Here is a 22229-nt window from a genome sequence, read left to right as displayed (position 1 = left end):
CACCGTCAGAAGGGGCGGAAGAGGCGCTGCAGCCGCTGCTTGATCAGGTCATTTCCTGGTCCAAGGCACTGCAAACCGTCAGGAGCTGAGCGGTACGGTGAAGGCATGCGACTCAAAATGTGCAGCATCCACGTCCAGGACCCCGCCGCCGCCCATGCCTTCTATACGGGAACGCTCGGCTTTGACACGCTCATGGCCATGCCGGAGTACAACCTCTACATCATCAAAGACCCGGGAGCGGACGACAGTTCAGTAGGACTCCTCCTCGAGCCCAGCGACAACCCAATCGGCGCGAACTACATGAACGCCGTGCGCGAGGCGGGCCTACCCGCAATAGTCTTCGGGGTTCCCGATGTGCAGGCGGAATACGACAGGCTGGTGGCCGCCGGAGTCAGCTTCAAGACCCCGCCCACCACGGATCCGTTCGGGACCAGTGCAGTGTTCGACGACGGCTGCGGAAACTACATCCAGATCCACCAGGACTGAGGGCTAACGGGCCTGGGTGCGGTCCTTCTTCGCCTGCTTCTTCGCGGCCTCTTCCTTGACCCGCTGGGCCTCCGCGCGGACAGCCGCGTGGGTGGCACGTTCGGTGACCAGCCACTGCGGCGGAGCCTGCAGCAGCGCGGTGATTTCCGCCGTCGTCAGTGCTTCCTCCACGCCGCCGCGGGTTAGGCCGCTGATGGACACGTTCAGCTTCTGTGCCACCACGGGGCGGGGGTGCGGGCCGTTGCGGCGGAGCTCGGCGAGCCATTCCGGCGGGTTGGCCTGCAGTTCGGCGAACTCCTCGCGGGTGATGGTTGAATCCTGGAACTCCTGCGGCGTGGCCGGGAGATAGATGCCAAGTTTCTTGGCAACGGTGGCCGGCTTCATGGACTGGGAGTTTGCAGAGGTCATGCTTCAAGGGTATCCGGGCGGCGGGTACTGTGAAGACGTGCCCTCCGACAATACCCCCTCGCCTGATGCCCAATCCGCCCCTGACGGGCCGGCCGACCAGGCGGCACCCCGGGTGCTGCGCATCGCATACGTGGCCGGCGTGACGCCGGGCAAATGGATCCGCCGCTGGGAAGAGCGGATGCCGCATATTCCCCTTGAGGCATTCATGGTCGACGACGGCGCGCAGCTTGGGAAGCTGCGGGACGGCGCGGCGGACATGGGTTTTGTCCGCCTTCCCATCGAGCGGGAAGGGCTCAGCGTCATACCGCTCTACGAGGAACAGCCGGTGGTGGTGGCGCCGAAGGGGCACGAGATTTCAGTGTTCGAGGAAGTGGCCCTGGCCGACCTGGCGCAGGAGTCATTCCTCGATGTTGCTGCCCTGGGCGGACCGGAGGCCGCGCTCCAGGTGGTTGCCGCCGGCGCCGGCCTGGTGGTCCTCCCCATGTCGGTGGCCCGCCACTTCAACGTCAAGGACACGGTGGCGCGCAGGCTCACCGGCGCGGACGGAACTGAGATCGCGCTGGCCTGGCCGACGGAGGCCACGGATGAGGTGCTGGAGGAGTTCATCGGCATCGTGCGCGGACGCACTGCCCAAAGCTCACGCCAGCCCTCGGCCCAGCCGGTCAAGGTCAAGAAGGATCCGAAGCCGGACCGCCGCGGCACCGGCGCCAAAAAGGCGCCCAAGGTAGCCCAGAGATACGCCCCCAACCCGGACAAGGGCCGGGGGAAAGGGTCCCGAAAGAAGGGCAAGCGCTAGGCAGGAGTCCAGGCCCGGCAACGGCAAAGCCGGCCCGCGGGATGCGGAGCCGGCTTTGCTTTGGTACGTGGATACCCACGCGGGTTACGTGTTTTGGACGTGGTCTTTGGCGTCGGTAGCGCGGTCTTTGACGTCGGTGGCGGCTTGTTGGCCTTCGAGTTTGACGTTTTGGGCGGCGTCGGTGGCGGTGGCCTTGACGTTTTCCATGGCTTCCTGGGCTGGTTCCTTGAGGTCCTGGGCCAYGGTTTTGGCGGCGTCGGTGACCTGGGTTGCCAGGGGCTGGGCTGCGGTTTTGAGCTGGTCCGCGGCTTCGCGTTCCTTCTGGCTTGCCGGGATCAGGGAGGAGACCAGGAGYCCGGCGCCGAAGGCGATCAGGCCGGCGGCGAGYGGGTTGCCGGCGGTTTTGGCTTTGACCTGGTCCGGGGCGGCGGAGACGGCGTGGCCGGCGTCGCTGAGTTTKGYCGAGACGGTGTCGCCTGCCTGGTGGAGGCTGTCGCCGGCGGTGTGCATGGCGTTGGTGGTGTGYCCGGCGCCGGTGGCGGTGGTGTCGTGGACCCTGGTGGTGGCGTTGTCTGCGGCGCCCATGATTTTCTCCTTGACGCCGGTGACGGCGTCTTTGACCTTGTCGGTTTCAACCCCATGCTCCAGAGCATCGGCGTTTNCATCGGTTTACCTCACCTGGTTTTAGGGTTGGGGGAATTTCTGAGAGGGTTTCCCCGGTTTGGGGCAGGCCTTTGATCTGCTTGAGTTCCTTGCGGCCGGTGGAGGCCAGGACGGCGGCGATGATGGCCCAGATGACGGCGACGATCAGTGCGGACCAGCCCAAGGGCATGATGGCGCCCAGGGCCCACACCAGGGCCAGGGAGAGGAAGAGCAGGACGAAGTGTCCGCCGACGCCGGCGCCGGCGAGCATGCCGGCGCCTTTCCCTGCGCGGGAGGTGGATTGTTTGAGTTCGGCCTTGGCCAGTTCCACTTCCTGGCGCATCAGGGTGGACAGGTCCCGGGTCACGTCGCCCAGCAGCTCGCCCAGGGACGCGTTGTCCGCTTTCACATGCGCCGCACTCGGCGGCATTTCCGGAATCTGGCTACTCATTACAGGCCACCCGTCTGGCCGCCCCGGGTGCGGTCCTGCGTGAGGGGGTCGTTTGCCATGGGATCGTCGGCGACTGCGCGGTCACGCAGCGGATCGTCCGAGAGCTGGTTGCCGGACCACGGTTCTTCTACCAGCTGCGGGCTGTCCAGGCCGCTGGCCGGCCCCGCTGCCTCCGGATAGCTGCTGCCGGGGGCACCGCCGTCGTAACCGGCCGTAGTGGTGGCCGGGCCGGGGAGCTGGACCGGAGGCGGAGGAACGGTCCCGCCGGCAACGGGGGTTGTCTGGTTGTACTGGCCACCGTAGGGGGTGCCGGAGTACTGGCCGGACAGGTCGGATGTCCTGGTGCCGGCAGAAGTGGATGAAGTTTCTGGCGCGCCTGCGGTGAGGCCGCGGGTGAGGCGTCCGGCAAGGACACCGGCGCCGGCGGCGAGGAGCAGGAACGTGCCGGGATTGTTGCGGGCGTACCGCTGGACCTCGTTCAGGAGGTCGCCGGGTTCCCGGTTCTCCAGCCAGGACGCGATGGAGGAGGTCCGCTCGGCTGCCTGCCTGACAAGGTCGCTGGCCATGCCCTGCTGGTCCGGGGCGCTGGCCATGCTGTGCAGTTGGCTGGAAATGTTGCGGATGCCCTCGGCGGCCTTCTGCTGCTGCGTACCGGCCTGGGTGGTCAGGCCCGACTTGGCCTGGTGAAGCAGGTCCTGGGCATTGAGCTTGGCCTCGTGGGCCACATTCGCGGCCTCGCCCTTGGCGGTCTCCGCTACATTCTGGGCGGCTGATGCGGCTTCACCAGCAACGTTGGAAGCCTCTTCCTTGGCTGCCGGCAGTGGGTGGAGAAGGTCAACGAGGCTGTTGNCGCTCGTGGCGGGGCGCTGGCTGGGCGACTCCGAGGGTGGAGCAGGTCCTGGGCATTGAGCTTGGCCTCGTGGGCCACATTCGCGGCCTCGCCCTTGGCGGTCTCCGCTACATTCTGGGCGGCTGATGCGGCTTCACCAGCAACGTTGGAAGCCTCTTCCTTGGCAGCGTCTTTGCGCGAGGACGCAGAGGTGTCACCGGTGGTGGGGTAGCCGGTTCCGGCCTCGCCCGCGTATGGGCTGGCGGTTGACGGGAAGGTGGTGGCCTCCCGTTCACCGGGGATTCCTGTGCTGCCCGGAGGAGTCGTGTAAGCGGGGTCCTCGGGCCATTGGTTCTCTGTCATCTTCGCTCTCTCTTTCCAAGAAGGCCGGTTGTTGATCAAGAACCAGCAATACTGGCCGTAAAATGATAAGCATGGTTACTAATAAAAAGTAAGTACCCTTGCTAAGCGAGTTATAACCGTTCCAAAAATGTCAGCCGGAATGGCGAGGGCCTGCCCGGTCACAACGAAGTGGAAAGTGGTGGGAAACATGGATACAGCTCCATGGGTTTGGGTGATAGTTGCCATCGTTGTCATTGCACTGATCGTGGTGCTCCTTTTGGCCGGCGGAAAGCGCCGGAAGGCCCTCCAGCAGAAGCGGGACCAGGAGCACCGGGAAAAGGCGGCAGAGATCCGGCGTGAAGCCGAGAACATGGAAATCGACGCCCGCGAGAGGGAAGCCAAGGCCACCCGGGCACGCGCCGACGCCGAACAGGCACAGGTCGACGCGGCGCGCCTTCGGCAGGAAGCCGAGCAGCGGGCCCATGAGGCGCAGGCCCTGCGTGGCGACGTAGCCAGCCACACCCGGAAGGCGGACGAGCTCGATCCCGACGTCGGCCGGGATGGCCGGCGGGACCAGGCGGCGGGCCCAGACGGCCGCCAGGCGGAATACGGGAATGCCGGCCCTGACGGGCGTGGACCTTCCGACGCTGGTGCCGGCCGGGCTACGGGCGGGGACGCGGGATACGTGGAGGGCCGCCATGCCGACCTGCCACATGACGGCCGCGGCAGCCGCGGCACGATTGACGGCGGAAACGGGTCGGATATGCCGGCGGGCATGACTGGCGCCGAATCCGAGCGGAGGCGTCATCGCGATGAGACTGGCACCCCGGGAAATACGGGCACTTCGGAAAATCCAACTAGTTCGGAAAATCCAGACACCCCCACGGGACGTGATGCGCGCGGCAGGGAAAACCCGCGTATCTAAGGCCCGCAAGCGGCCGCAGGCGGCGGCCGCAGTGGTTGAGCCCGGGGTCTTAAGCGCTAGGGCCGCCGCGGCTTGAGAGCGGGGGAAGGGCCAACGCCTTCCCCCGTTCCCATGCCCGCGAGGACTTCCTTGACGGCGTCTATTGATGACACCCGTGGTTCCCACCCCAGGATCCGTTGTGCGCGGCTGGTGTCCATGATGGGCGCGCCCGCCGCCATCTCCACCCATCCGGAATCTGTGGGCTGGATACGTGCCCGCCACGTCAAGTCCACCACGGCGTGAAGCAGCCGCATGGGAATGGGGAGGATCCTCTTGGCGCCCAGGATGCGGCCCAGTTCCTGCGGGGTCAAAACCGGCTCGGCGGCGATGTTGAAGGCTCCGCTGGCCCGCTGGTCCACCACCCGCCAGTAGGCCTCTGCCACGTCGTCCGCGTGCACGGCCTGGAAGACCAGGTTGTCCGGGACCGGCAGCAATGGAACCCAGGGTTTGCGGGGTACGAGCTGCGAAAGAACCCTTCCCAGGAAGTACCTGCCAATTTCACTCCCTGCGTTTCCCTGGAAGATGAGGGCCGGCCGCAGCCTGGCGACCGAAATCTCCGGTTCAGCGGCGGCGAACTGGTCAAGGAGCTTTTCCTGCTCGGCTTTGTGGCGGCTGTAATGCGATCCGGCCATCCCGGTGGCGGGCCAGGACTCGTCCCTGCGCCGGTCTTTGTCCGCCTTGCTGTAGGCGCCGACGGACGAGGCGCAGACAACCTGTTTGACGCCCATCTTTCCGGCAGCGTCGAGGACATTCCTGGTGCCTGTGACATTGGTGCGGTGCAGGAGGGGCAAATCGCGGTTCGGCTGGATCTGCCACGCCAGGTGGACGACGGAATCAACCCCTTCGAGCGCCTTCTCGAGCAGCGGCCTGTCCTGTTCCAGGCCCACGTCCAGGCTGTGCCACTGCACGCCGCCGTAGGGGTCCCGGGACGTGTCAGGCACCCTCCGGCTGATGCCAACCAACTGCAGGCTCCCGGGCTTTCGGGCGACGTGGCCCTGCAGGTTGCGCAGCAGTGCTGTTCCCGCGTTTCCGCTGGCCCCGGTGATGGCAATGCGCATGCCAACGACTCCTTTGCACGCTTGGACTGGTTGCGGGCCCTTCAGGACGAGCCTACAGCGGAGAAGCATTGTTTTATAAGCAACCTTATGATTTGCTGCTTCTAAGTCTTGCCGCAGGCTTTCGGAACCAGACCGAGGGAAACCAACACTCATGCCCGAATCCTTTGCCGCATTTGCCGTGGACGCTGCCCCTGTCCGCTGCCAACAGCCCGAACCGGCACAACAACCCACTCCTCCCGCAACCTCAGGACGGCTGCGGGAAACGTTTGAAAACGAACTGGTCCTCCGGTACCTGGACCTCGCCGAGGCTTTGGCCGCCCGTTTTGAGGCCCGCGGCCGGGAGCGGGCAGACCTGAACCAGGTGGCCTACCTTGGCCTGGTCAAAGCGGCCCGCGGCTTTGACCAGGCCAAGGGCGATAGCTTTCCGGCCTACGCCGCGCCCACCATCACGGGCGAACTCAAGAGGTATCTCCGCGACCGGACCTGGGTTGTGCGCCCGCCACGCCACATCCAGGACCTGAGGACGCGGCTGTTCCGTGCAGAGCCGGAACTGACCCAATCCCTGGGCCGGAATCCCAGCGTCGCCGAACTGGCCAGCGAATTGGGAAGCGACCCGGCTGAGGTGCAGGAGGCCATCTCGGCATCCAGCAGCATGCACCCGGACTCCCTTGACGCCGCGAACCCCAACTCGGATGCCCCGTCCATCGGCGACGTCCTGGCAAGCCCCGAGACGCCCCTGGAACGGCTTGAGGAACTCGCCTGCCTGCGGGACGCCATGCAGGACCTGGATGACTCGGACCGGGAGCTTTTGTACCGGCGCTACTTCTGTGAGGAGACGCAGGTGCAGCTGGGGAAGCGGTTGGGGATGTCCCAGATGCAGGTGTCCCGCCGTTTGGCCAAGGTGCTGGTGGAACTGCAGCGGCGCCTGGAGGCCGGCGCCCAGTTCGGCGCGCCGGAGGATGCCGCCGGCAACGGGACCTCATCCCGGGTTGTGCCGGCAGGCCGGACAGCCAACCACTCCGCGCCTTTCCGCCGTGCCCGGAACGGGCACACCGGCGCAGGTGCCGGCCGCCGCTTCGGCGGTGCGGGGACCAGGTAAAGCCCGGCCTTCGACCGGACCCGCGCAGTCAACGGACGACGGCGGGTGGCGGCCGCGGAAGCACATCATCGCCGGCTGCCGGGAGGGGCTGCGAAGCGCCCCGGAGGGAGTGCCTGCAGCAACAGGCATCCTATCTTGCCTGTTCAGCCGCCGAAAGGAAACACGCTCCTGCGGCTGAAAGAGGCCGTGGCCCTGTTTAGGAGCATCAGCAGGAGGGAACTGTTTGGTCATGGGAAGCTCTGAAAGATCCAAGCTCCGCGCTGTCCTGTTCGACCGGGACGGAACCTTGGTGATCGATGTGCCCTACAACGGGGACCCCGGCAAAGTACGGCCAATGCCCGGCGCCAAGGCCGTGCTGGACAGCCTGCGGGCGGAGGGTATCGCCACCGGCGTGATCAGTAACCAGTCGGGCATTGCCCGCGGCCTGATCTCGGCCGGGGACGTGGCAAGAGTCAACGCCCGGGTGGAAGAACTGCTGGGACCTTTTGACGTGTGGGAAGTCTGCCCCCACGCGGAGCAGGACGGCTGTACATGCCGGAAACCCGCTCCGGGGATGGTCCACAGCGCCTGCCGCAAACTTGGCATCCATGCCTCGGAGGCCGCCCTGATTGGGGACATTGGCGCCGACGTCGGTGCTGCCGAAGCGGCCGGCGCCACCGGAGTCCTGGTTCCCACCCCCGTGACCCGTGCCGAGGAGGTGGCTGCGGCGCGGCTGGTTGCTTCCGACCTGGCGTCCGCCGTCGGCCTGCTGCAGGGGACGCCCTGATGGGGCGCGTCCTGGTGGCCCGGCTGGACAGCATGGGCGATGTCCTGCTGGCAGGTCCGGCCGTGCGGGCGGTAGCCAACGGCCGTGCCCAGTACGGCGGCAGCACCAACCACGTGGTGATGCTGTGCGGCAGGCAGGGTGAAGCTGCGGCCGCGATGCTCCCTGGCGCCGCTGAGGTGTACAGCTGGGACAGTCCCTGGATTATGAACCCGGCGCCCGGGATGACCGGGCCGCACGCCGACCGGCTGATCGAGTATGTCCGCAATTCCCGGATCACCGAAGCAGTCATCCTCACGTCCTTCCATCAGTCGCCGCTGCCGCTGGCCCTGTTGCTGCGGCTGGCAGGAGTGGAACGCATCACCGGCGCCTCCACTGACTACGCCGGCTCCTTGCTGGATGTCCGCCTCAAGCCGGGGGAGGACTTCCCCGAAGACCAGCCCGAGGCGGAGCGGGCACTGGGCATTGCCGAGGCCGCAGGTTTCCGGCTCCCCGCGGGCGATGACGGGAAGCTGCGCGTGAAGTCCGGTCCGGACGTGACGGGCCTGGTGGGTGACGAACCGTACGTTGTGGTCCACCCCGGAGCCGCTGTTCCCGCCAGGGCGTGGCCCCCGCTGCACCATGCCGCCGCCGTCGAACTCCTCCAGGGTGCCGGGTACCGGGTGGTGGTGACCGGCGGACCCGGCGAGGAGTCGCTGACCGCCACGGTGGCCGGCCCCTCTGCGGTGGACCTCGGCGGGCGCACCGACCTGCCCACCATGGCCGCCGTCATGGCCGGAGCCGATGCGGTGGTCAGCGGGAACACCGGACCGGCCCACCTGGCAGCTTCGGTGGGCACACCCGTGGCGTGCCTGTTTTCCCCTGTGGTCCCGGCCATCCGGTGGGCGCCCTATGGCGTGCCCCTGGAACTCCTCGGGGACCAGAACGCACCCTGCCGTATGTCCCGCGCCCGGCTTTGCCCCGTCCCGGGCCACCCCTGCCTCGACTCCGTATCGCCGGAGGAAGTGGTGGCAGCGGTGGAACGCCTGATCAGCGGAGTGAGCTCCTTCAGCACCCATGTCAGCACCCGTAGAAAGGCCCGCAACAGATGAGAATCCTGCTCTGGCATGTCCACGGTTCCTGGACGGACGCCTTTGTCCGCGGCCGCCACGAGTACCTGCTTCCCGTCCTGCCCGGAGGCGGCGCATGGGGCCTGGGCCGCGCCGGCAGGGACTGGCCGGAATCAGTGCGGGAGGTGGACCTGGCGACGCTCCACCCTGACGCCGTGGACGCCGTCGTCCTCCAACGCCCGGAAGAGATCGATGAGGTGGTCCGAACCCTGGGCCGGATGCCCGGCGTCGACCTTCCGGCCGTGTTCGTGGAGCACAACACGCCCAAAGGCAACTTCCCGAACACCAGCCACCCGCTTGCGGACCAAACCAGCATCCCGGTGGTCCACGTCACCCACTTCAACCGCCTGGCCTGGGACAACGGCTCCGCTCCCACCACGGTGATCGAGCACGGAATCCCGGACCCTGGCCAGCTCTATACCGGTGAACTGCCGGAACTGGGGGTAGTGGTCAACGAACCGGTCCGCCGCGGCCGGGTCACCGGAACCGACCTGCTGCCGGCCTTCGCGTCGGTGGCGCCGCTGCAGGTGTTCGGCATGAAGACAGAGGGCCTGGCGGCAGCCACCGGAATCGAGGCTTCACGCGTGACGTCCCGGGGCGACCTGAAGACCCGGGACCTGCACCGGGAACTTGCCCGCTGCCGGGTCTACGTCCATCCCATGCGCTGGACCTCGCTGGGGCTGTCCCTCCTGGAAGCCATGCACCTGGGCATGCCGGTGGTGGTGCTTGCCACCACCGAGGCCCCACGCGCCGTGCCGCAGGAAGCCGGCGTGGTCTCGGCCGACGTCGACGAGCTGCTCCGTTGCGCGGCGCGGCTGGTGGCCAATCCGGATGAAGCCCGACGGCGGGGAGCTGCCGCCCGGGAGGCGGCGCTGGAGCGTTACGGCCTGGGCAAGTTCCAGGACCGCTGGGATGAGCTCCTGGCGGACCTGCGGAACCGTCCGCGGCACCCCGTTAACGAGCGGCCGGACGAGCGGATCCTCGTTCCGGCGCGGGAGAGGAAGACACCATGAAGATCGCCATGATTTCTGAACACGCCAGTCCGCTGGCGGCACTGGGCGGAGTGGATGCAGGCGGGCAGAACGTACACGTTGCCGCGCTGTCCGAGGCCCTTGCCAAGCGCGGCCACCACGTCACCGTCTACACCCGCAGGGACGCAACGGAGCTTCCCGCACGGGTCCGGGTGGGGCGCCGGTTCGAAGTGGTCCACGTGGACGCCGGGCCCGCCCGCCACGTGCCCAAGGACCAGCTGCTGCCCTACATGGGCGACCTCGCGGACGGCGTGGCCAGGGACTGGGGGCATCGGCCGCCGGATGTGGTGCACGGCCACTTCTGGATGTCCGGCCTGGCAGCCCTGGAGGCGGCCAGGCGGCCCGATGCCGGATACCGCGTGCCCATGCTGCAAACGTTCCATGCGCTGGGCACCGTCAAGCGGAGGCACCAGGGCGCGGAGGACACCAGCCCGGAGGCACGCCGCTGGCTGGAACCCGGCGTGGGACGAGCTGCCGACCGGATCATCGCCACCTGCTCAGACGAAGTTTTCGAGCTCAAGGCCATGGGTATCGCCACCGGCAAGATCTCCATTGCACCCTGCGGCGTGGACCTGGGCTTCTTCTCTGCAGAGGGGCCGGTGGCAGCCAGGAAGCGCCGCTACCGGATCCTGTCTGTGGGGCGGCTGGTGCCACGCAAGGGTGTGGACCTGGTGATCCGTGCGCTCCCGTACCTCAAGGCGGCGGGATTCGACGACGTCGAACTCCTGATCGTGGGCGGGGGCGGCGACACGAACGTGATGCACGCCGACCCCGAAATCCGGCGCCTGCTGGACCTCGCCGCCGGGCTGGGCGTGTCTGAACACGTGACCCTGCAGGGGCAGGTGTCCCGCGCGGAGATGCCCGGCATCTTCCGCAGTGCCGATGCCGTGGTGTGCGCACCCTGGTATGAACCGTTTGGCATCGTGCCGCTGGAAGCCATGGCATGCGGCATTCCGGTGGTGGCAGCAGCGGTTGGCGGCCTCCGGGACACGGTGGTTGACCACACCACCGGCCTGCACGTCCCGCCGCGGGACCCTGAAGCCATTGCTTCGGCACTGTCACTGCTGCTGGAAAACCCCGCCCTCAGGACGAAGCTCGGCCAGGCCGGGGAGCGGCGCGCGCGCACCCGTTACTCCTGGGACCGGGTGGCAGCGGAAACCGAAAAGGCATACCAGCTGGCCATGGCCGGTGCCCCGGCCAGCGTTTCGGCCGGGATCGTACCGATGGAAGGAGCCGCCCTGTGACTGCTGAATCGTCCCTGCGTGAAGCAGACCTCCGTACCCTGACCGCAGCACCGGCCCTGCCCGCTGTGCTCCCGGGCGCCACGTTCGTGGATGCCGCCAGCGCCGAGGCCGTCCGCACCCACCTGGACAACGTCATTCCGGCGCTTGATTCGCTCCGCAGCCAGTCGGGCCGGCTGGCTGCCTGGGGCGTGGAGCTGGCACAGCGCCTGCTGCGCGGCCAGCGGCTCCTGGCCGCGGGCAACGGCGGCTCAGCCGCGGAGGCGCAACACCTCACCGCCGAACTGGTGGGCCGGTTCGACAGCGAGCGGGTCCCGTTCTCCGCCATTTCCCTGCACGCGGAGTCATCGGCGGTCACCGCCATCGCCAACGACTACGGGTACGACGAAGTCTTTTCCCGGCAGGTCCGCGCGCATGGCCGCTCCGGTGACGTGCTGATGCTGCTGTCCACCAGCGGCAAGAGCCCCAACCTGCTGCGCGCCGCGGAAGCGGCCTCCCGGCTCAACGTGACCACCTGGGCGCTCACCGGCTCCGGCCCCAACCCGCTGGCGGACGTCTGCGACCAGGCCGTCATGATCGACGCCCTGAACGCCAACGCCCAGGAAGGGCACCTGATCGCCCTGCATGCCGTGTGCCGGGCCTTCGACCTTGAGGTTGCCCGGCACACCCCGTCAGTGGTCCCAGGGTTCCCCAGAGGTGGCCGGCCATGAGGATCGTCGTCGTGGGAGACGTGATGCTGGACGTCGACCTTTCCGGTGAGGCCACCCGGCTCAGCCCGGACGCCCCTGTTCCCGTGGTGGACGTTTCGGCTGTCCGCCGCCGCGCCGGCGGCGCAGGCCTGGTGGCGCGCATGCTGGCCCAGGACGGCTGGCCCGTCACGCTGGTGACGGTCCTTGGCAACGACGACGCCGGCAGCCAGTTGCGTGCGCAGCTGGCCGGCGTGCGGCTCGTCGCGGGCAGCAGCAGCTATCCCTCGCCCGTCAAGACCCGGGTCCGGGCGGGTTCCCATCCGGTGGTCCGCTTCGACCAGGGCTGTGAAAAGACGCCGGTCCCGGAGGTCAGCCCCGCCATGCTCCGCGCCGTGGAAAAAGCCGGCGTGGTGATCGTGGCGGACTACGGCCGGGGACTGGCAGCCAACCCGCAGCTGCGCGACGTGCTGGCCCGGCTCGCGGACAGGGTGCCGGTCATCTGGGACCCGCATCCCTCGGGGCCCGAACCGGTGCCAGGCGTAACCGTGGTGACCCCGAATATCTCCGAGGCCACCAAGGCGGTGCAGTCCGGTCCGGGGAAGGGCTCCGCCCAGGCGGATTCCGCAGACCCAGCCGCAGCCGTGGCAGGGGTCCTGCTGGAACGCTGGCGCAGCCAGGCGGTGCTGGTGACCAAAGGCGAGGAAGGGGCCGTGCTGCTGCAGCGGGGCGGTACCGCCGCCCGTTCCGTTCCCGCGCCGAGGGTGGAGGCCGGCGATCCCTGCGGGGCAGGCGACCGGCTGGCAGCCAGCCTGGCGGTGCACCTCCTGGCCGGCCGCGACCTGCCGGATGCGGCGGCCCTGGCGGTCCACGATGCCGCCGATTTCCTGGCCGCCGGAGGAGTGTCGGCCCTGCCCGATGCCGGTGGGGAAGATGCCGCCCCCGGACATCGCGGGCCGGCGCAGGCGCCCGGCCGGCGTACCACCGAACCACTGCTCCTGGCCCGTTCGGTCCGTGAAAACGGCGGAAAAGTGGTTGCCACCGGCGGCTGCTTCGACCTGATCCACGCCGGCCACGTCCGAACACTCACCGCAGCCCGGGAGCTGGGGGACTGCCTGATCGTGTGCCTCAACTCCGACGATTCGGTGCGCCGGCTCAAGGGGCCGGAGCGTCCCATCATCGGCCAGCATGACCGGGCCGAGCTGCTCCTGGCGATGGAATGCGTGGACGCCGTGATGGTCTTCGACGAGGACACACCGGAAGCCGTCCTGGACCGTCTGCGTCCGGACATCTGGGTCAAGGGCGGCGACTACAAGGGCGCCCGCCTGCCCGAGACGGACCTGGTGGAAAGCTGGGGCGGCCGCTGCCTCACCGTCCCCTTCCACCCGGCCCGCTCCACCACCGGCCTGGCGGACGCACTCGCCAAGGTCAGCTGAACCTCCCTGCCCATCGACTTGTTTTCCCCATTGAAAGGAACACCATGACAGCAGAACCAACTGCAACCGCACCCACCAACCCCGGCCGCGTCCTGGTCACTGGAGGTGCCTCCGGACTGGGGGCCGCCGTCGTCGACGCCGTCCTCCGCTCAGGTGGCACCCCGGTGGTCCTGGACCGCGACATCAGCAGCGTCTCCGGGGTGAAGGCGTTCGAAGTGGACGTCGCTGACCGCGCTGCCGTGGAGAAGGCTGTCCTGGAAGCCGCCGAAACCCTGGGCGGCCTGGACGCCGTGGTCACCGCCGCCGGAATCGACCGCTGCGGCAAGCTCGCCGACGTCGAAGCCAACGAGTGGGAAAAGGTCATCGGCGTCAACCTGATGGGCACCGTTTCCGTGGTCCGCGCCGCCCTGCCCTACCTAAAGGAAACCCACGGCCGCGTAGTGACCGTGGCATCCACCCTGGGCAAGCGCGCCGTGGCTGATGCCACCGCGTACTGCGCCTCGAAGTTCGGCGTGGTGGGGTTCAGCCACGCACTGGCCGCGGAAACCGGCGGCGAAATCGGCGTCACCACCATGATCCCCGGCGGCATGAAGACCCGGTTCTTCGACGACCGCACCGAGCAGTACAAGCCGCAGGACGACTCCCGGCTCAACGACCCCGCCAACACCGCGCAGGCCATCCTGTTCGCACTCAACCAGCCCACCGGCTGCGAGGTGCGCGAGATGCTGATCTGCCACGAGGAAGAGGGCTCCTGGCCCTAAGCCGCCGCCGGCCACAACTACGCTGCCATCCGCAGTTTGCACAAGCGACATATCCAGCACCGACACATCCAGCACGGAAAGGCGGGAGGAACACCATGCCCACCACAGCCACCGAAACATCCGCAGGCCATGAGACAGTCCAGGGCTCCGGCATCACCATCCAGGACCCGCGAACCGGTGAAGTGCTTTGGACGGTGCCCGAAGCGGCGCCCGAGGCCATCAACCACGCCGTGGGTGTGGCCCGCAGCGGTGCAGCAGCGTGGGCCGCAACTGCACCGGCCGAACGGGGCGCCGCGCTGCGGGCAGCCGCCAAAGCCCTTGATGCAGCTGCGCGGGAGCTCGCGCGGCTGAACGCCAGCGAAACCGGCCGGCCGGAGGATGAGGCCCTGGCCGGCATCGCCGCCGGGGTTTCCACCCTGGAGCAGTACGCGGAACTTGGCCCGGTCCACCGTGGCCACAGCCTCCGCGGCAACCGGCTCGCCTCCGACTACACGCTGGCCGAACCGCGCGGCGTGGCCGTCCTGCTGACCCCCTGGAACGATCCGGTTGCCGTTGCCTGCGGGCTGATCGGCGCCGCGCTGGCCACGGGCAACACGGTCATCCACAAACCCAGCGAGCGGTGCCCGCGGCTTGGGGAGGCGCTGGGCGAAGTGCTGGCGCCGGCCTTCCCTGCCGGGGTATTCCAGACCCTCTCCGGTGGCGCAGGGGTGGGAGCGGCGCTGTCGCAGGCCGCCGTGGACGTCATAGCCCACGTGGGATCCAGCGCCTCAGGCGCCCGCATTGCCCAGGCCGGAGCCCTTACCGGCGCCCACGTCATCAGGGAAAACGGTGGCAACGACCCCCTGCTGGTGGACCGCGACGTGGATCCCGGGTGGGCTGCCCAGCAGGCAGCCATCGGAGCCTTCAGCAACAGCGGCCAGATCTGCACCTCCGTGGAACGGATCTACGTCCATAGGGACATTGCCGCCGAGTTCTGCAAAGCCCTGGAGGCCGAGGCAGCGCTCCGGAACAGCAGCGGCAGCGTGGCGCCGCTGGTGGACCTGCGGATGCGCGACGCCGTCCACGCCCACGTCGCCGAGGCCCTGGCCCAGGGCGCCCGCGCGGTGGAGGGCGGTGCCCTCCCGGCCGGCCCGGGTTCCTTCTACCCGGCCACCGTCCTGCTCGGCTGCACCGAAAGCATGCAGGTGATGGCGGAGGAAACGTTCGGCCCCGTGGCTCCGGTGCAGGTGGTGGACACGTTCGACGACGGCCTGCGCCTGGCGTGCAGCGGCAGGTATGGATTGGCGGCCACCGTCCTAAGCAGCAACATCGCGCACATCCAGCAGGCGGTGGCTGCGCTGCCCGTGGGAACGGTGAAGGTCAACGAGGTGTTCGGCGGCGCCCCCGGCGGAGCAGCCCAGCCGCGCGGCGAGAGCGGGGCCGGGTTCGGCTACGGGCCAGAGCTCCTGGACGAGTTCAGCCAGGTCAAGGTGGTGCACATCGCGGCCCCGCCGGCGGCCGGTTCCGGCGACGGCCCGGATACCATCATCAACACTGACGACCGGGACCTGCCGTGAACGCGTCCCCGGAATCCATCGACCTGTCCACCCAGCGGGCACTGTCCGACTGGCTCCCCGGCCGGCTCGCCGCGGAACATCCCTCCATCCTGGTCATCGGCGACGTGATGCTCGACGGCTGGTGGAGCGGCAGCATCGAACGGCTCTGCCGGGAAGCGCCCGCCCCCGTGGTGGACATCCAGTCCCGCGAATCGGTCCCGGGCGGCGCGGCCAACACCGCCATGAACCTGGCCGCCCTGGGAGCAAAGGTCTCGGTAGCCGGAATCATCGGCTCTGACGACGCCGGCGAAGACCTCCGTGCGCAGCTTGCCGCCGCCGGCATCGACGTCCGGCACCTGCACACCCACCCGGACATGGTCACCACCACCAAGATCCGGATCAGCAGCGGCGGCCAGGTGATGCTGCGCCTCGACGACTCGGCCGGCGCTGTCCCGGCCGACGCCCTGGCCGCGCTCGCCGCCTCGGTGCGTGCCGCCGTCGAACGCCAGGACGCCGTGCTGGTGTGCGACTACGGGACCGGCGTGGTGGCGGACCCTGTCCGCACGGAACTGGCGCGCGTCCTGGGACCTGACACCGCCGGCGAAAACCGTCCGCTTGTGGTGGTCGACGCCCATGATCCGCGCCCCTGGGCTGCCCTGCAGCCCCACCTGGTGACCCCGAACGCGCAGGAAACCGCCCGGCTCCTGGACCGGAAACTGCCGGAAGGGCAGGCGCGGGTGGAGGCGGTGTCCGCGGAGTCCGCGGCCCTGCTTCAGGCAACCGGCGCCCGGGCCGAGGTGGTCACCCTGGACCGGGACGGAACCGTGCTGTTGATGCCCGACGGCGTGCGGCACCGGACGTGGGCCCGGCCCGCCGCGGAGAAGCAGGCATCCGGGGCAGGGGACACCTTCGTGGCGGCCCTGACGCTTGCCCGTGCCGCCGGGCTGCCGCTGACCGCCAGCCTGGACCTGGCCCAGTCGGCCGCCGACGTGGTGGTCCACCAGCCCGGCACGTCTGTGTGCAGCACCGCCCAGCTCAGCCGGTACCTGGAGGCCTTCGCCGATACCGCCCTGAGTGCGGACGAACTGGAACGGCAGATGGAAATACACCGCGCCCAGGGCCAGCGGATCGTGCTGACCAACGGCTGCTTCGATGTGCTGCACAGCGGCCACACCAGGTACCTCAACCAGGCGAAACAGCTGGGCGACATCCTGGTGGTGGCACTGAACAGTGATGATTCGGTGCGCCGGCTCAAGGGCCCCGGCAGGCCCATCAACACCATGGCGGACCGTGCAGCCGTGGTGGCGGCCCTGAGCTGCGTGGACTATGTGACAGTGTTCGATACCCCCACGGCCACCCCGCTGATCCGCCGGCTCCGGCCCGAAGTCTATGCCAAGGGCGGGGACTACACGCCGGAAATGCTGGAGGAGACCCCGGCGGTGGAAGAGTACGGCGGCCGGATCGCCATTCTTGATTACGTGGCTGAACGGTCCACCACCGCCGTGGTGAAACGGATCCGCGACGGTGAAGGCGCAGTGCCTACCAACTAAGGTTGAAGCATGACTGAAGCGTGGCACGGGTAATGGCAAAACGCGGAAGGTCAGGGGGCCGGAACAGCATCCGTGCGGTTGCAGGCGTGGTGGAGGTGCCTGCGGGCTCCCGCCAGAGTGGTCCGGTGGAGGGTGTCTACTACATCGATACCGGTGACTGCGAGCTGGTGGCGGACCAGGACAACTCCACGGGCTGGCTCCTGAAGATCAACGGGGTCATGAGCTCGCACATCGACCTCGCCGATCCCCTGTTTTTGGACTTCGAGTACATGCGGTGGATGGCGGCGCTCATTGAATCCCGCTGGCCGCCGTCGGACGCATCGTCGGCAAAGCTGCGCGGGCTGCACCTGGGCGGCGGCGCCTGCTCCATGGCCCGCTACTTCGCCGCAGCCTACCCGGACGCCCGCCAGGTGGTGGTGGAACTGGACGGCAAGCTCGCGGAGCATGTCCGCAACTGGTTCGACCTTCCCAAGGCGCCTTTGCTCCGGATCCGGGTAGGGGAGGCCCGCGCCGTGACGGAGACCCTGACGGCCGGCACCCGGGACTTCATCATCCGCGACGTCTTCGCCGGCGCCCACACCCCGCGCCCGCTGACCACCGCCGAATTCAATGCGCACGTCAAACGGGTCCTGGCCCCGGGCGGCCTGTACGTGGCCAACTCCGGCGATGCCCCCGACCTCCGGAATGCGCGGGAGGACGCGGCCACCATTGCGGCAGCCTTCCGGCACACGGTGATCATTGCCGACCCCGCCATGCTGAAGGGCCGGCGCTACGGAAACATGGTGATGGCCGGCAGCGACTCGCCCATCGTGGACGACCCACAGCTGCGGCGCAGGCTCCTGGGCGGAGCCGTCCCGGCCCACCTCTGGGACGACGCCCAGGTCCGGGCGTTCGCCGCCGGAGCGGCAGTCCGCCACGACCCGCCGGCGCCCCCGGAAGCCTAAGCCCGGCCCAGGAGCGCTTCGCGGTAATCCGCCATCCGTTCCCGGAGGGCCTGCACCACCGCGGCAACCGCGGGCCGGCGCAGCGAATCCGGGCGCAGGACCAGCCAGTAGGGGAGCAGTTCGCCGATCTCGTCGGGCAGCAGCCGGACCAGGTCATCGTGCAGGTCCGCCATGAAGCACGGCAGGAACCCGACCCCCGCCCCGGCCCGGGTTGCCTCCACGTGCACGAACACGTTGGTGGAGGTGAGGCCGTCGCGCATGGCCGGAACCAGCCGCCGCGGCGCGTCAAGGTCATCCACCTGCAGCATTGAATCCACGAAATACACCAGCGGGTGCCCGTTGAGTTCAGCCACGGTGGCCGGTGTCCCGTGCTCCGCCAGGTAGGCGCGGGACGCGTACATTCCCAGCCGGTATTCACCCAGCCGGATGGCCTCCGCCCGGTGCACCTGCGGCTCGCCCACCACCACCTCGATGTCCAGGCCGGACCGCTGCTGCAGGGCACGGCGCGTCATGGTCACCACTTCCACGCTGAGGCCCGGATGGTCCCGGCGCAGGCGCGCCACCGCTGGGGCTGCAATGTAGGCGCTGAAGCCATCGGTGGCGGTCATGCGTACGACGCCGGTAATCGGGTCGGGTGCCTGGCCTGCCGGTCCCAGCGTGCCCAGCACCGCTTCCACCTGTTCCGCTGCCCGCACGGCCCGTTCGCCGAGCTCCGTCAGTTCCCAGCCGCCTGCTGCCCGGGACAATACCCGGCCGCCGAGCGCTTTCTCAAGGGCGGCGATCCTGCGGGACACCGTGGTGTGGTTCAAGCCCAGGGCCTGGGCCGCCGTCGTGAACCTGGCCGAGCGGGACACTGCCAGGAGGACCAGCAGGTCATCGGGGTTCGCATTCATATCTGCAATTGTGCACATGTTTCGTGCCGCTTTGGGCATTGAAGTGCCTGGTTTGTGCAGCAATACTCATCTGAGTCACTTGTGCTGGAGATCACAGCGCGTGTCAATGTGGACACTAGGAGAAACCATGAGCGTAGAGCAGCGCCCCGCCAACGAGGCCGGGCATGCACCCAAAGGATCAGGACTGAAGAAGATCGTCGCGGCCTCCATGGTGGGGACGGTGGTGGAGTGGTACGAGTTCTTCCTCTACGCCACCGCCGCCACCCTGGTCTTCGGCAAGTACTTCTTCCCCGCCACCGGAAACGAGCTCGACGGGATCATCCAGGCCTTCCTCACCTACGCCGTGGGCTTCATTGCACGCCCGCTGGGCGGCATCGTGTTCGGCCAGATCGGTGACAAGCTGGGCCGCAAGCCCACGCTGCAGCTCACCATCGTGATCATCGGCGTCTCCACGTTCCTGATGGGCTGCCTCCCCGGCTTCGCCGACATCGGGTACCTGGCCCCCGCACTGCTGGTGGCCCTGCGGTTCATCCAGGGCTTCGCGCTGGGCGGCGAATGGGGCGGAGCAGTCCTCCTCGTGGCAGAACACAGCCCCAACAAGACCCGCGCCTTCTGGTCCAGCTGGCCCCAGGCCGCCGTCCCGGTGGGCAACCTGCTGGCCACCCTGGTGCTGTACATCATGTCCACCACCCTCAGCAGCGAGGCTTTCCTTGGCTGGGGCTGGCGCGTGGCCTTCTGGCTCTCGGCCGTGATCGTCTTCGTGGGCTACTACATCCGTACCCACGTCAGTGAATCCCCCATCTTCCTCGAAGCCAAGGAACTGGTGGAAAAGGAACAGGCCGTCAGCTACGGCGTGTTCGAGGTGGTCCGCAAGTACCCCAAGGGCATCTTCCAGGCCATGGGCCTCCGGTTCGCGGAGAACATCATGTACTACCTGGTGGTCAGCTTCGCGATTGTCTACCTCAAGAGCGTGCACAAGTACGACACGTCATCACTGCTGCTGGCACTGCTGATCGCGCACGTCATCCACTTCGCCATCATCCCGCAGTACGGCCGCCTGGCGGACCGGATCGGCCGCAAGCCGGTCTACCTCGCCGGAGCCATCCTGGGTGCCACCTGGCCGTTCTTCGCCTTCCCCATGTTCGACACCCGGAACGCCGTGGTGATTGTCCTGGCGGTGACCATCGGACTGTGCCTGCACGGCCTCATGTACGCCGGCCAGCCGGCCATCATGGCCGAGATGTTCCCCACCCGCATGCGGTACTCCGGAGCCTCCCTGGGTTCCCAGGTCACGTCCATCTTCGCCGGCTCCCTGGCGCCGCTGCTGGCCACCCAGTGGCTCAAGGACACCGGCTCATGGGTGCCCACCGCCATCTACCTGGTGGTGGCCTGCGCCATCACAACCGTGGCCGTCCTGAGCCTGAAGGAAACCAAGGGCATTGCCCTGGAAGACGTGGACAAGGAAGACGCCGCCCGCGAGGGACTGCTCAGCCCCACGCACGGCTGACCTGGCCACGATTGGACCGATGGAACCCGCTGGACCGCGTAGGCGCACAAAAGGAGAACTGCAATGGAGGACACGTTGAATGGACGCAAGGCGCTGGTCACCGGCGGTGCCAGCGGAATCGGGGCGGCGTGCGTGCGCGCACTTGCCGCGCGGGGAGCGAAAGTGGTGGTGGCCGACGTCGACGCCGCCGCGGCGGCGACGCTCGCCGATGAGGTGGGCGGCACCGCGTGGGGCGTGGACCTGCTGGACGTTGACGCCCTGGCCACCCTCAGCCTGGACTGCGACATCCTGGTGAACAATGCCGGTATCCAGCGCATCAGCCCCATCGAGGACTTTGAGCCGGCAGATTTCCGCCGGCTCATCACCCTCATGCTGGAGGCGCCCTTCCTGCTGATCCGGGCGGCGCTGCCACACATGTACGCGAACAACTTCGGCCGCATCATCAACCTCTCGTCGGTGCACGGGATCCGGGCCTCCCCGTTCAAGAGCGCCTACGTTTCCGCCAAGCATGGCCTGGAAGGGCTGAGCAAGGTGACGGCGCTGGAAGGCGGGGCTCACGGGGTCACGTCCAACTGCATCAACCCCGGCTACGTGCGCACGCCCCTGGTGGAGTCGCAGATCGCCGACCAGGCCAAGGTTCACGGCATCCCCGAATCCGAGGTCCTGGCCAAGGTGATGCTCACCGAGGCGGCCATCAAGCGCCTGGTGGAGCCGGAAGAAGTGGCGTCCCTGGTGGCCTGGCTGGCTTCCGCGGACGCCGGAATGGTCACCGGCGCCAGCTACACCATGGATGGGGGCTGGTCCGCGCGGTAGCACCCGTCCGGCCCCGCGCCTCCTATTCCAGGGGTTTGACCAGCCGGTGGTCGAAGAAGAAGACGCCGTAGGTCGTCTTCACCCCCACCGAACGCCGGTCCCGCCACACGACGACCCCTTCGCGCCTGCCGCTGAAGGGGTCGTCGCCTATGACGGTGTCACCCACCCGGTAAGGGGACCGCGGACTGAAGGCCTCCAGCATCAGTCCCAGGACCTGTCCCAGCGCTTCACCCACGCTGACGGGCTGGCCCAGGCGGGAAAAATCCTGTGCGTAGTCGTCCCTGGCCATGTGACCAACTCCTCCAGGCGGCAGCCTGCCGCCCGCTAACGGTGCTGGTTGGCCGAACGCTCCCAGCGGAGGATGGTCCTCCCATTCCGGCCGCCACCGTACGCCCACGCTAGGCGCTAATCACATCAGCAACATCAGTAACAGGTACTCAAGTTCTGAGGGGGGCATTACCTGCCCAGGCCGGCTCCGTTGATGATGTCCTCGGCGTTGTCGAATGCCCACGCAACCAAAGGCACCAGGAGAGCGCTCAATTCGTAGCCCCGCTCCGTGAGGCTGTAATCCACGCGGGGCGGAATGACCGGCTGGGCGTTCCTGCTGACCAGGCCATCACGCTCCAGGGTCTTCAATGTCTGGGCCAGCATCTTCTCGCTGATTCCCTCGGCCCGCCGCCGCAAATCACTCCAGCGCTGCTCACCCTCGGACAGGGAAAGCAGGATCAGGACTCCCCATTTGCTGGTGATGTGGTCCAGCAGGGTCCGGCTGGGGCACCCGGCGGGGAACACGCCGTCGGCAAAGGCCTGCGGGAGGGGCGACGCGTGAGGTGCTGTTTCCATGCCTTCAGCTTACCCAAAGCCTGGTATCTAACTTTTGGGTTA

The 22229-nt window shown here is 68.1% G+C and carries 22 protein-coding genes and 2 pseudogenes; 16 read left to right on the top strand and 8 right to left on the bottom strand.

From position 1 onward, the window contains the following. Positions 1 to 105 precede the first annotated feature (105 nt). Positions 106 to 486, top strand: a complete 381-nt coding sequence (locus ASG79_RS15410) for a VOC family protein (RefSeq protein WP_056392303.1) — start codon at positions 106 to 108, stop codon at positions 484 to 486. 3 nt (positions 487 to 489) lie between these two features. Here ASG79_RS15410 and ASG79_RS15405 read toward each other — a convergent pair whose 3' ends face one another. Beyond that, entirely contained in the window at positions 490 to 894 is a 405-nt protein-coding gene (locus tag ASG79_RS15405) for a DUF5997 family protein (RefSeq protein WP_026265869.1), read from the bottom strand. Between ASG79_RS15405 and ASG79_RS15400 the strand changes: the two genes are divergently transcribed. Continuing rightward, positions 857 to 1690 carry a LysR family substrate-binding domain-containing protein gene (locus ASG79_RS15400; RefSeq protein WP_018769914.1) on the top strand — a complete coding sequence of 278 codons (834 nt, stop codon included), beginning with the start codon at positions 857 to 859 and terminating at the stop codon, positions 1688 to 1690. The two genes, ASG79_RS15405 and ASG79_RS15400, sit on opposite strands and share 38 nt — an antisense overlap. A 662-nt stretch (positions 1691 to 2352) precedes the next feature. Here the strand turns inward: ASG79_RS15400 and ASG79_RS15390 are convergent. The 3 genes and pseudogenes from ASG79_RS15390 to ASG79_RS23130 form a co-directional block, all read right to left on the bottom strand. Continuing rightward, a partial coding sequence (locus ASG79_RS15390; RefSeq protein ID WP_235509822.1) for a phage holin family protein occupies positions 2353 to 2783 on the bottom strand: 431 nt, incomplete at its 3' end. Beyond that, positions 2783 to 3632, bottom strand: a pseudogene (locus ASG79_RS15385) (hypothetical protein); the annotation flags it as partial. The gene ASG79_RS15390 and the pseudogene ASG79_RS15385, both read right to left, overlap by 1 nt. A 1-nt stretch (position 3633) precedes the next feature. Continuing rightward, a pseudogene (locus tag ASG79_RS23130) lies at positions 3634 to 3975 on the bottom strand (hypothetical protein); the annotation flags it as partial. 187 nt (positions 3976 to 4162) lie between these two features. Between ASG79_RS23130 and ASG79_RS15380 the strand changes: the two are divergent. Further along, on the top strand, positions 4163 to 4879 hold the full coding sequence (locus tag ASG79_RS15380) for a hypothetical protein (protein WP_156400219.1): 717 nt from the start codon (positions 4163 to 4165) through the stop codon (positions 4877 to 4879). Between the two features lie 56 nt (positions 4880 to 4935). On the opposite strand, the gene ASG79_RS15375 is transcribed toward ASG79_RS15380, so the two are convergent. Then, positions 4936 to 5976 carry an NAD-dependent epimerase/dehydratase family protein gene (locus ASG79_RS15375; RefSeq protein WP_056392297.1) on the bottom strand — a complete coding sequence of 347 codons (1041 nt, stop codon included), beginning with the start codon at positions 5974 to 5976 and terminating at the stop codon, positions 4936 to 4938. A gap of 151 nt (positions 5977 to 6127) precedes the next feature. Here ASG79_RS15375 and ASG79_RS15370 point away from each other — a divergent pair, with 151 nt between their 5' ends. From ASG79_RS15370 to ASG79_RS15320, 11 genes are all read left to right on the top strand, one after another. Then, complete coding sequence (locus ASG79_RS15370; protein ID WP_056392295.1) at positions 6128 to 7075, top strand: sigma-70 family RNA polymerase sigma factor; 948 nt, start codon at positions 6128 to 6130, stop codon at positions 7073 to 7075. A gap of 229 nt (positions 7076 to 7304) precedes the next feature. After that, a complete protein-coding gene (locus ASG79_RS15365) occupies positions 7305 to 7841 on the top strand; it encodes a D-glycero-alpha-D-manno-heptose-1,7-bisphosphate 7-phosphatase (protein ID WP_018772192.1) in 537 nt (178 codons plus the stop codon). Continuing rightward, positions 7841 to 8929: a glycosyltransferase family 9 protein gene (locus tag ASG79_RS15360; RefSeq protein WP_018772193.1), complete on the top strand. Its 1089-nt coding sequence runs from the start codon at positions 7841 to 7843 to the stop codon at positions 8927 to 8929. Before ASG79_RS15365 ends, ASG79_RS15360 begins: the two co-directional genes overlap by 1 nt. Further along, on the top strand, positions 8926 to 9960 hold the full coding sequence (locus tag ASG79_RS15355; RefSeq protein WP_056392293.1) for a glycosyltransferase: 1035 nt from the start codon (positions 8926 to 8928) through the stop codon (positions 9958 to 9960). The genes ASG79_RS15360 and ASG79_RS15355 overlap by 4 nt, the downstream gene beginning before the upstream one ends. After that, positions 9957 to 11222, top strand: a complete 1266-nt coding sequence (locus ASG79_RS15350) for a glycosyltransferase (protein WP_018772195.1) — start codon at positions 9957 to 9959, stop codon at positions 11220 to 11222. Before ASG79_RS15355 ends, ASG79_RS15350 begins: the two co-directional genes overlap by 4 nt. After that, entirely contained in the window at positions 11219 to 11929 is a 711-nt protein-coding gene (locus ASG79_RS15345; RefSeq protein WP_018772196.1) for an SIS domain-containing protein, read from the top strand. The genes ASG79_RS15350 and ASG79_RS15345 overlap by 4 nt, the downstream gene beginning before the upstream one ends. Continuing rightward, positions 11926 to 13341, top strand: a complete 1416-nt coding sequence (rfaE2, locus tag ASG79_RS15340; RefSeq protein ID WP_018772197.1) for a D-glycero-beta-D-manno-heptose 1-phosphate adenylyltransferase — start codon at positions 11926 to 11928, stop codon at positions 13339 to 13341. The genes ASG79_RS15345 and rfaE2 (ASG79_RS15340) overlap by 4 nt, the downstream gene beginning before the upstream one ends. Before the next feature lie 44 nt (positions 13342 to 13385). After that, positions 13386 to 14102, top strand: coding sequence for an SDR family oxidoreductase (locus ASG79_RS15335; RefSeq protein ID WP_018772198.1), 717 nt, complete (start codon positions 13386 to 13388; stop codon positions 14100 to 14102). Positions 14103 to 14197: 95 nt separating this feature from the next. Then, entirely contained in the window at positions 14198 to 15658 is a 1461-nt protein-coding gene (locus ASG79_RS15330) for an aldehyde dehydrogenase family protein (RefSeq protein WP_056392291.1), read from the top strand. After that, the gene (gene rfaE2, locus ASG79_RS15325; RefSeq protein WP_056392290.1) at positions 15655 to 17187 is read left to right on the top strand and encodes a D-glycero-beta-D-manno-heptose 1-phosphate adenylyltransferase; all 1533 of its coding nucleotides are present in this window, start codon (positions 15655 to 15657) and stop codon (positions 17185 to 17187) included. The genes ASG79_RS15330 and rfaE2 (ASG79_RS15325) overlap by 4 nt, the downstream gene beginning before the upstream one ends. Positions 17188 to 17219: 32 nt before the next feature. Further along, positions 17220 to 18131, top strand: coding sequence for a spermidine synthase (locus ASG79_RS15320; RefSeq protein WP_018772201.1), 912 nt, complete (start codon positions 17220 to 17222; stop codon positions 18129 to 18131). Here the strand turns inward: ASG79_RS15320 and ASG79_RS15315 are convergent. Next, entirely contained in the window at positions 18128 to 19024 is an 897-nt protein-coding gene (locus ASG79_RS15315) for a LysR family transcriptional regulator (protein WP_018772202.1), read from the bottom strand. The genes ASG79_RS15320 and ASG79_RS15315 overlap by 4 nt on opposite strands. A 127-nt stretch (positions 19025 to 19151) precedes the next feature. On the opposite strand from ASG79_RS15315, the gene ASG79_RS15310 reads away from it, so the two are divergent. Beyond that, positions 19152 to 20531, top strand: a complete 1380-nt coding sequence (locus ASG79_RS15310) for an MFS transporter (RefSeq protein ID WP_018772203.1) — start codon at positions 19152 to 19154, stop codon at positions 20529 to 20531. A gap of 63 nt (positions 20532 to 20594) precedes the next feature. Then, positions 20595 to 21344: a 3-hydroxybutyrate dehydrogenase gene (locus ASG79_RS15305; protein WP_018772204.1), complete on the top strand. Its 750-nt coding sequence runs from the start codon at positions 20595 to 20597 to the stop codon at positions 21342 to 21344. Positions 21345 to 21366: 22 nt separating this feature from the next. Here the strand turns inward: ASG79_RS15305 and ASG79_RS15300 are convergent, their stop codons facing one another. Both ASG79_RS15300 and ASG79_RS15295 read right to left on the bottom strand, forming a co-directional pair. Beyond that, positions 21367 to 21633, bottom strand: coding sequence for a hypothetical protein (locus ASG79_RS15300; protein ID WP_018772205.1), 267 nt, complete (start codon positions 21631 to 21633; stop codon positions 21367 to 21369). 167 nt (positions 21634 to 21800) lie between these two features. Beyond that, positions 21801 to 22187 carry a winged helix-turn-helix transcriptional regulator gene (locus ASG79_RS15295; RefSeq protein ID WP_018772206.1) on the bottom strand — a complete coding sequence of 129 codons (387 nt, stop codon included), beginning with the start codon at positions 22185 to 22187 and terminating at the stop codon, positions 21801 to 21803. Between the last annotated feature and the right edge of the window lie 42 nt (positions 22188 to 22229).

The organism is Arthrobacter sp. Soil761, from assembly GCF_001428325.1.
GTDB lineage: Bacteria > Actinomycetota > Actinomycetes > Actinomycetales > Micrococcaceae > Arthrobacter.
The sequence above is the reverse complement of the archived record's forward strand: the minus strand, read 5'-3'. Positions and strand labels throughout refer to the sequence as shown.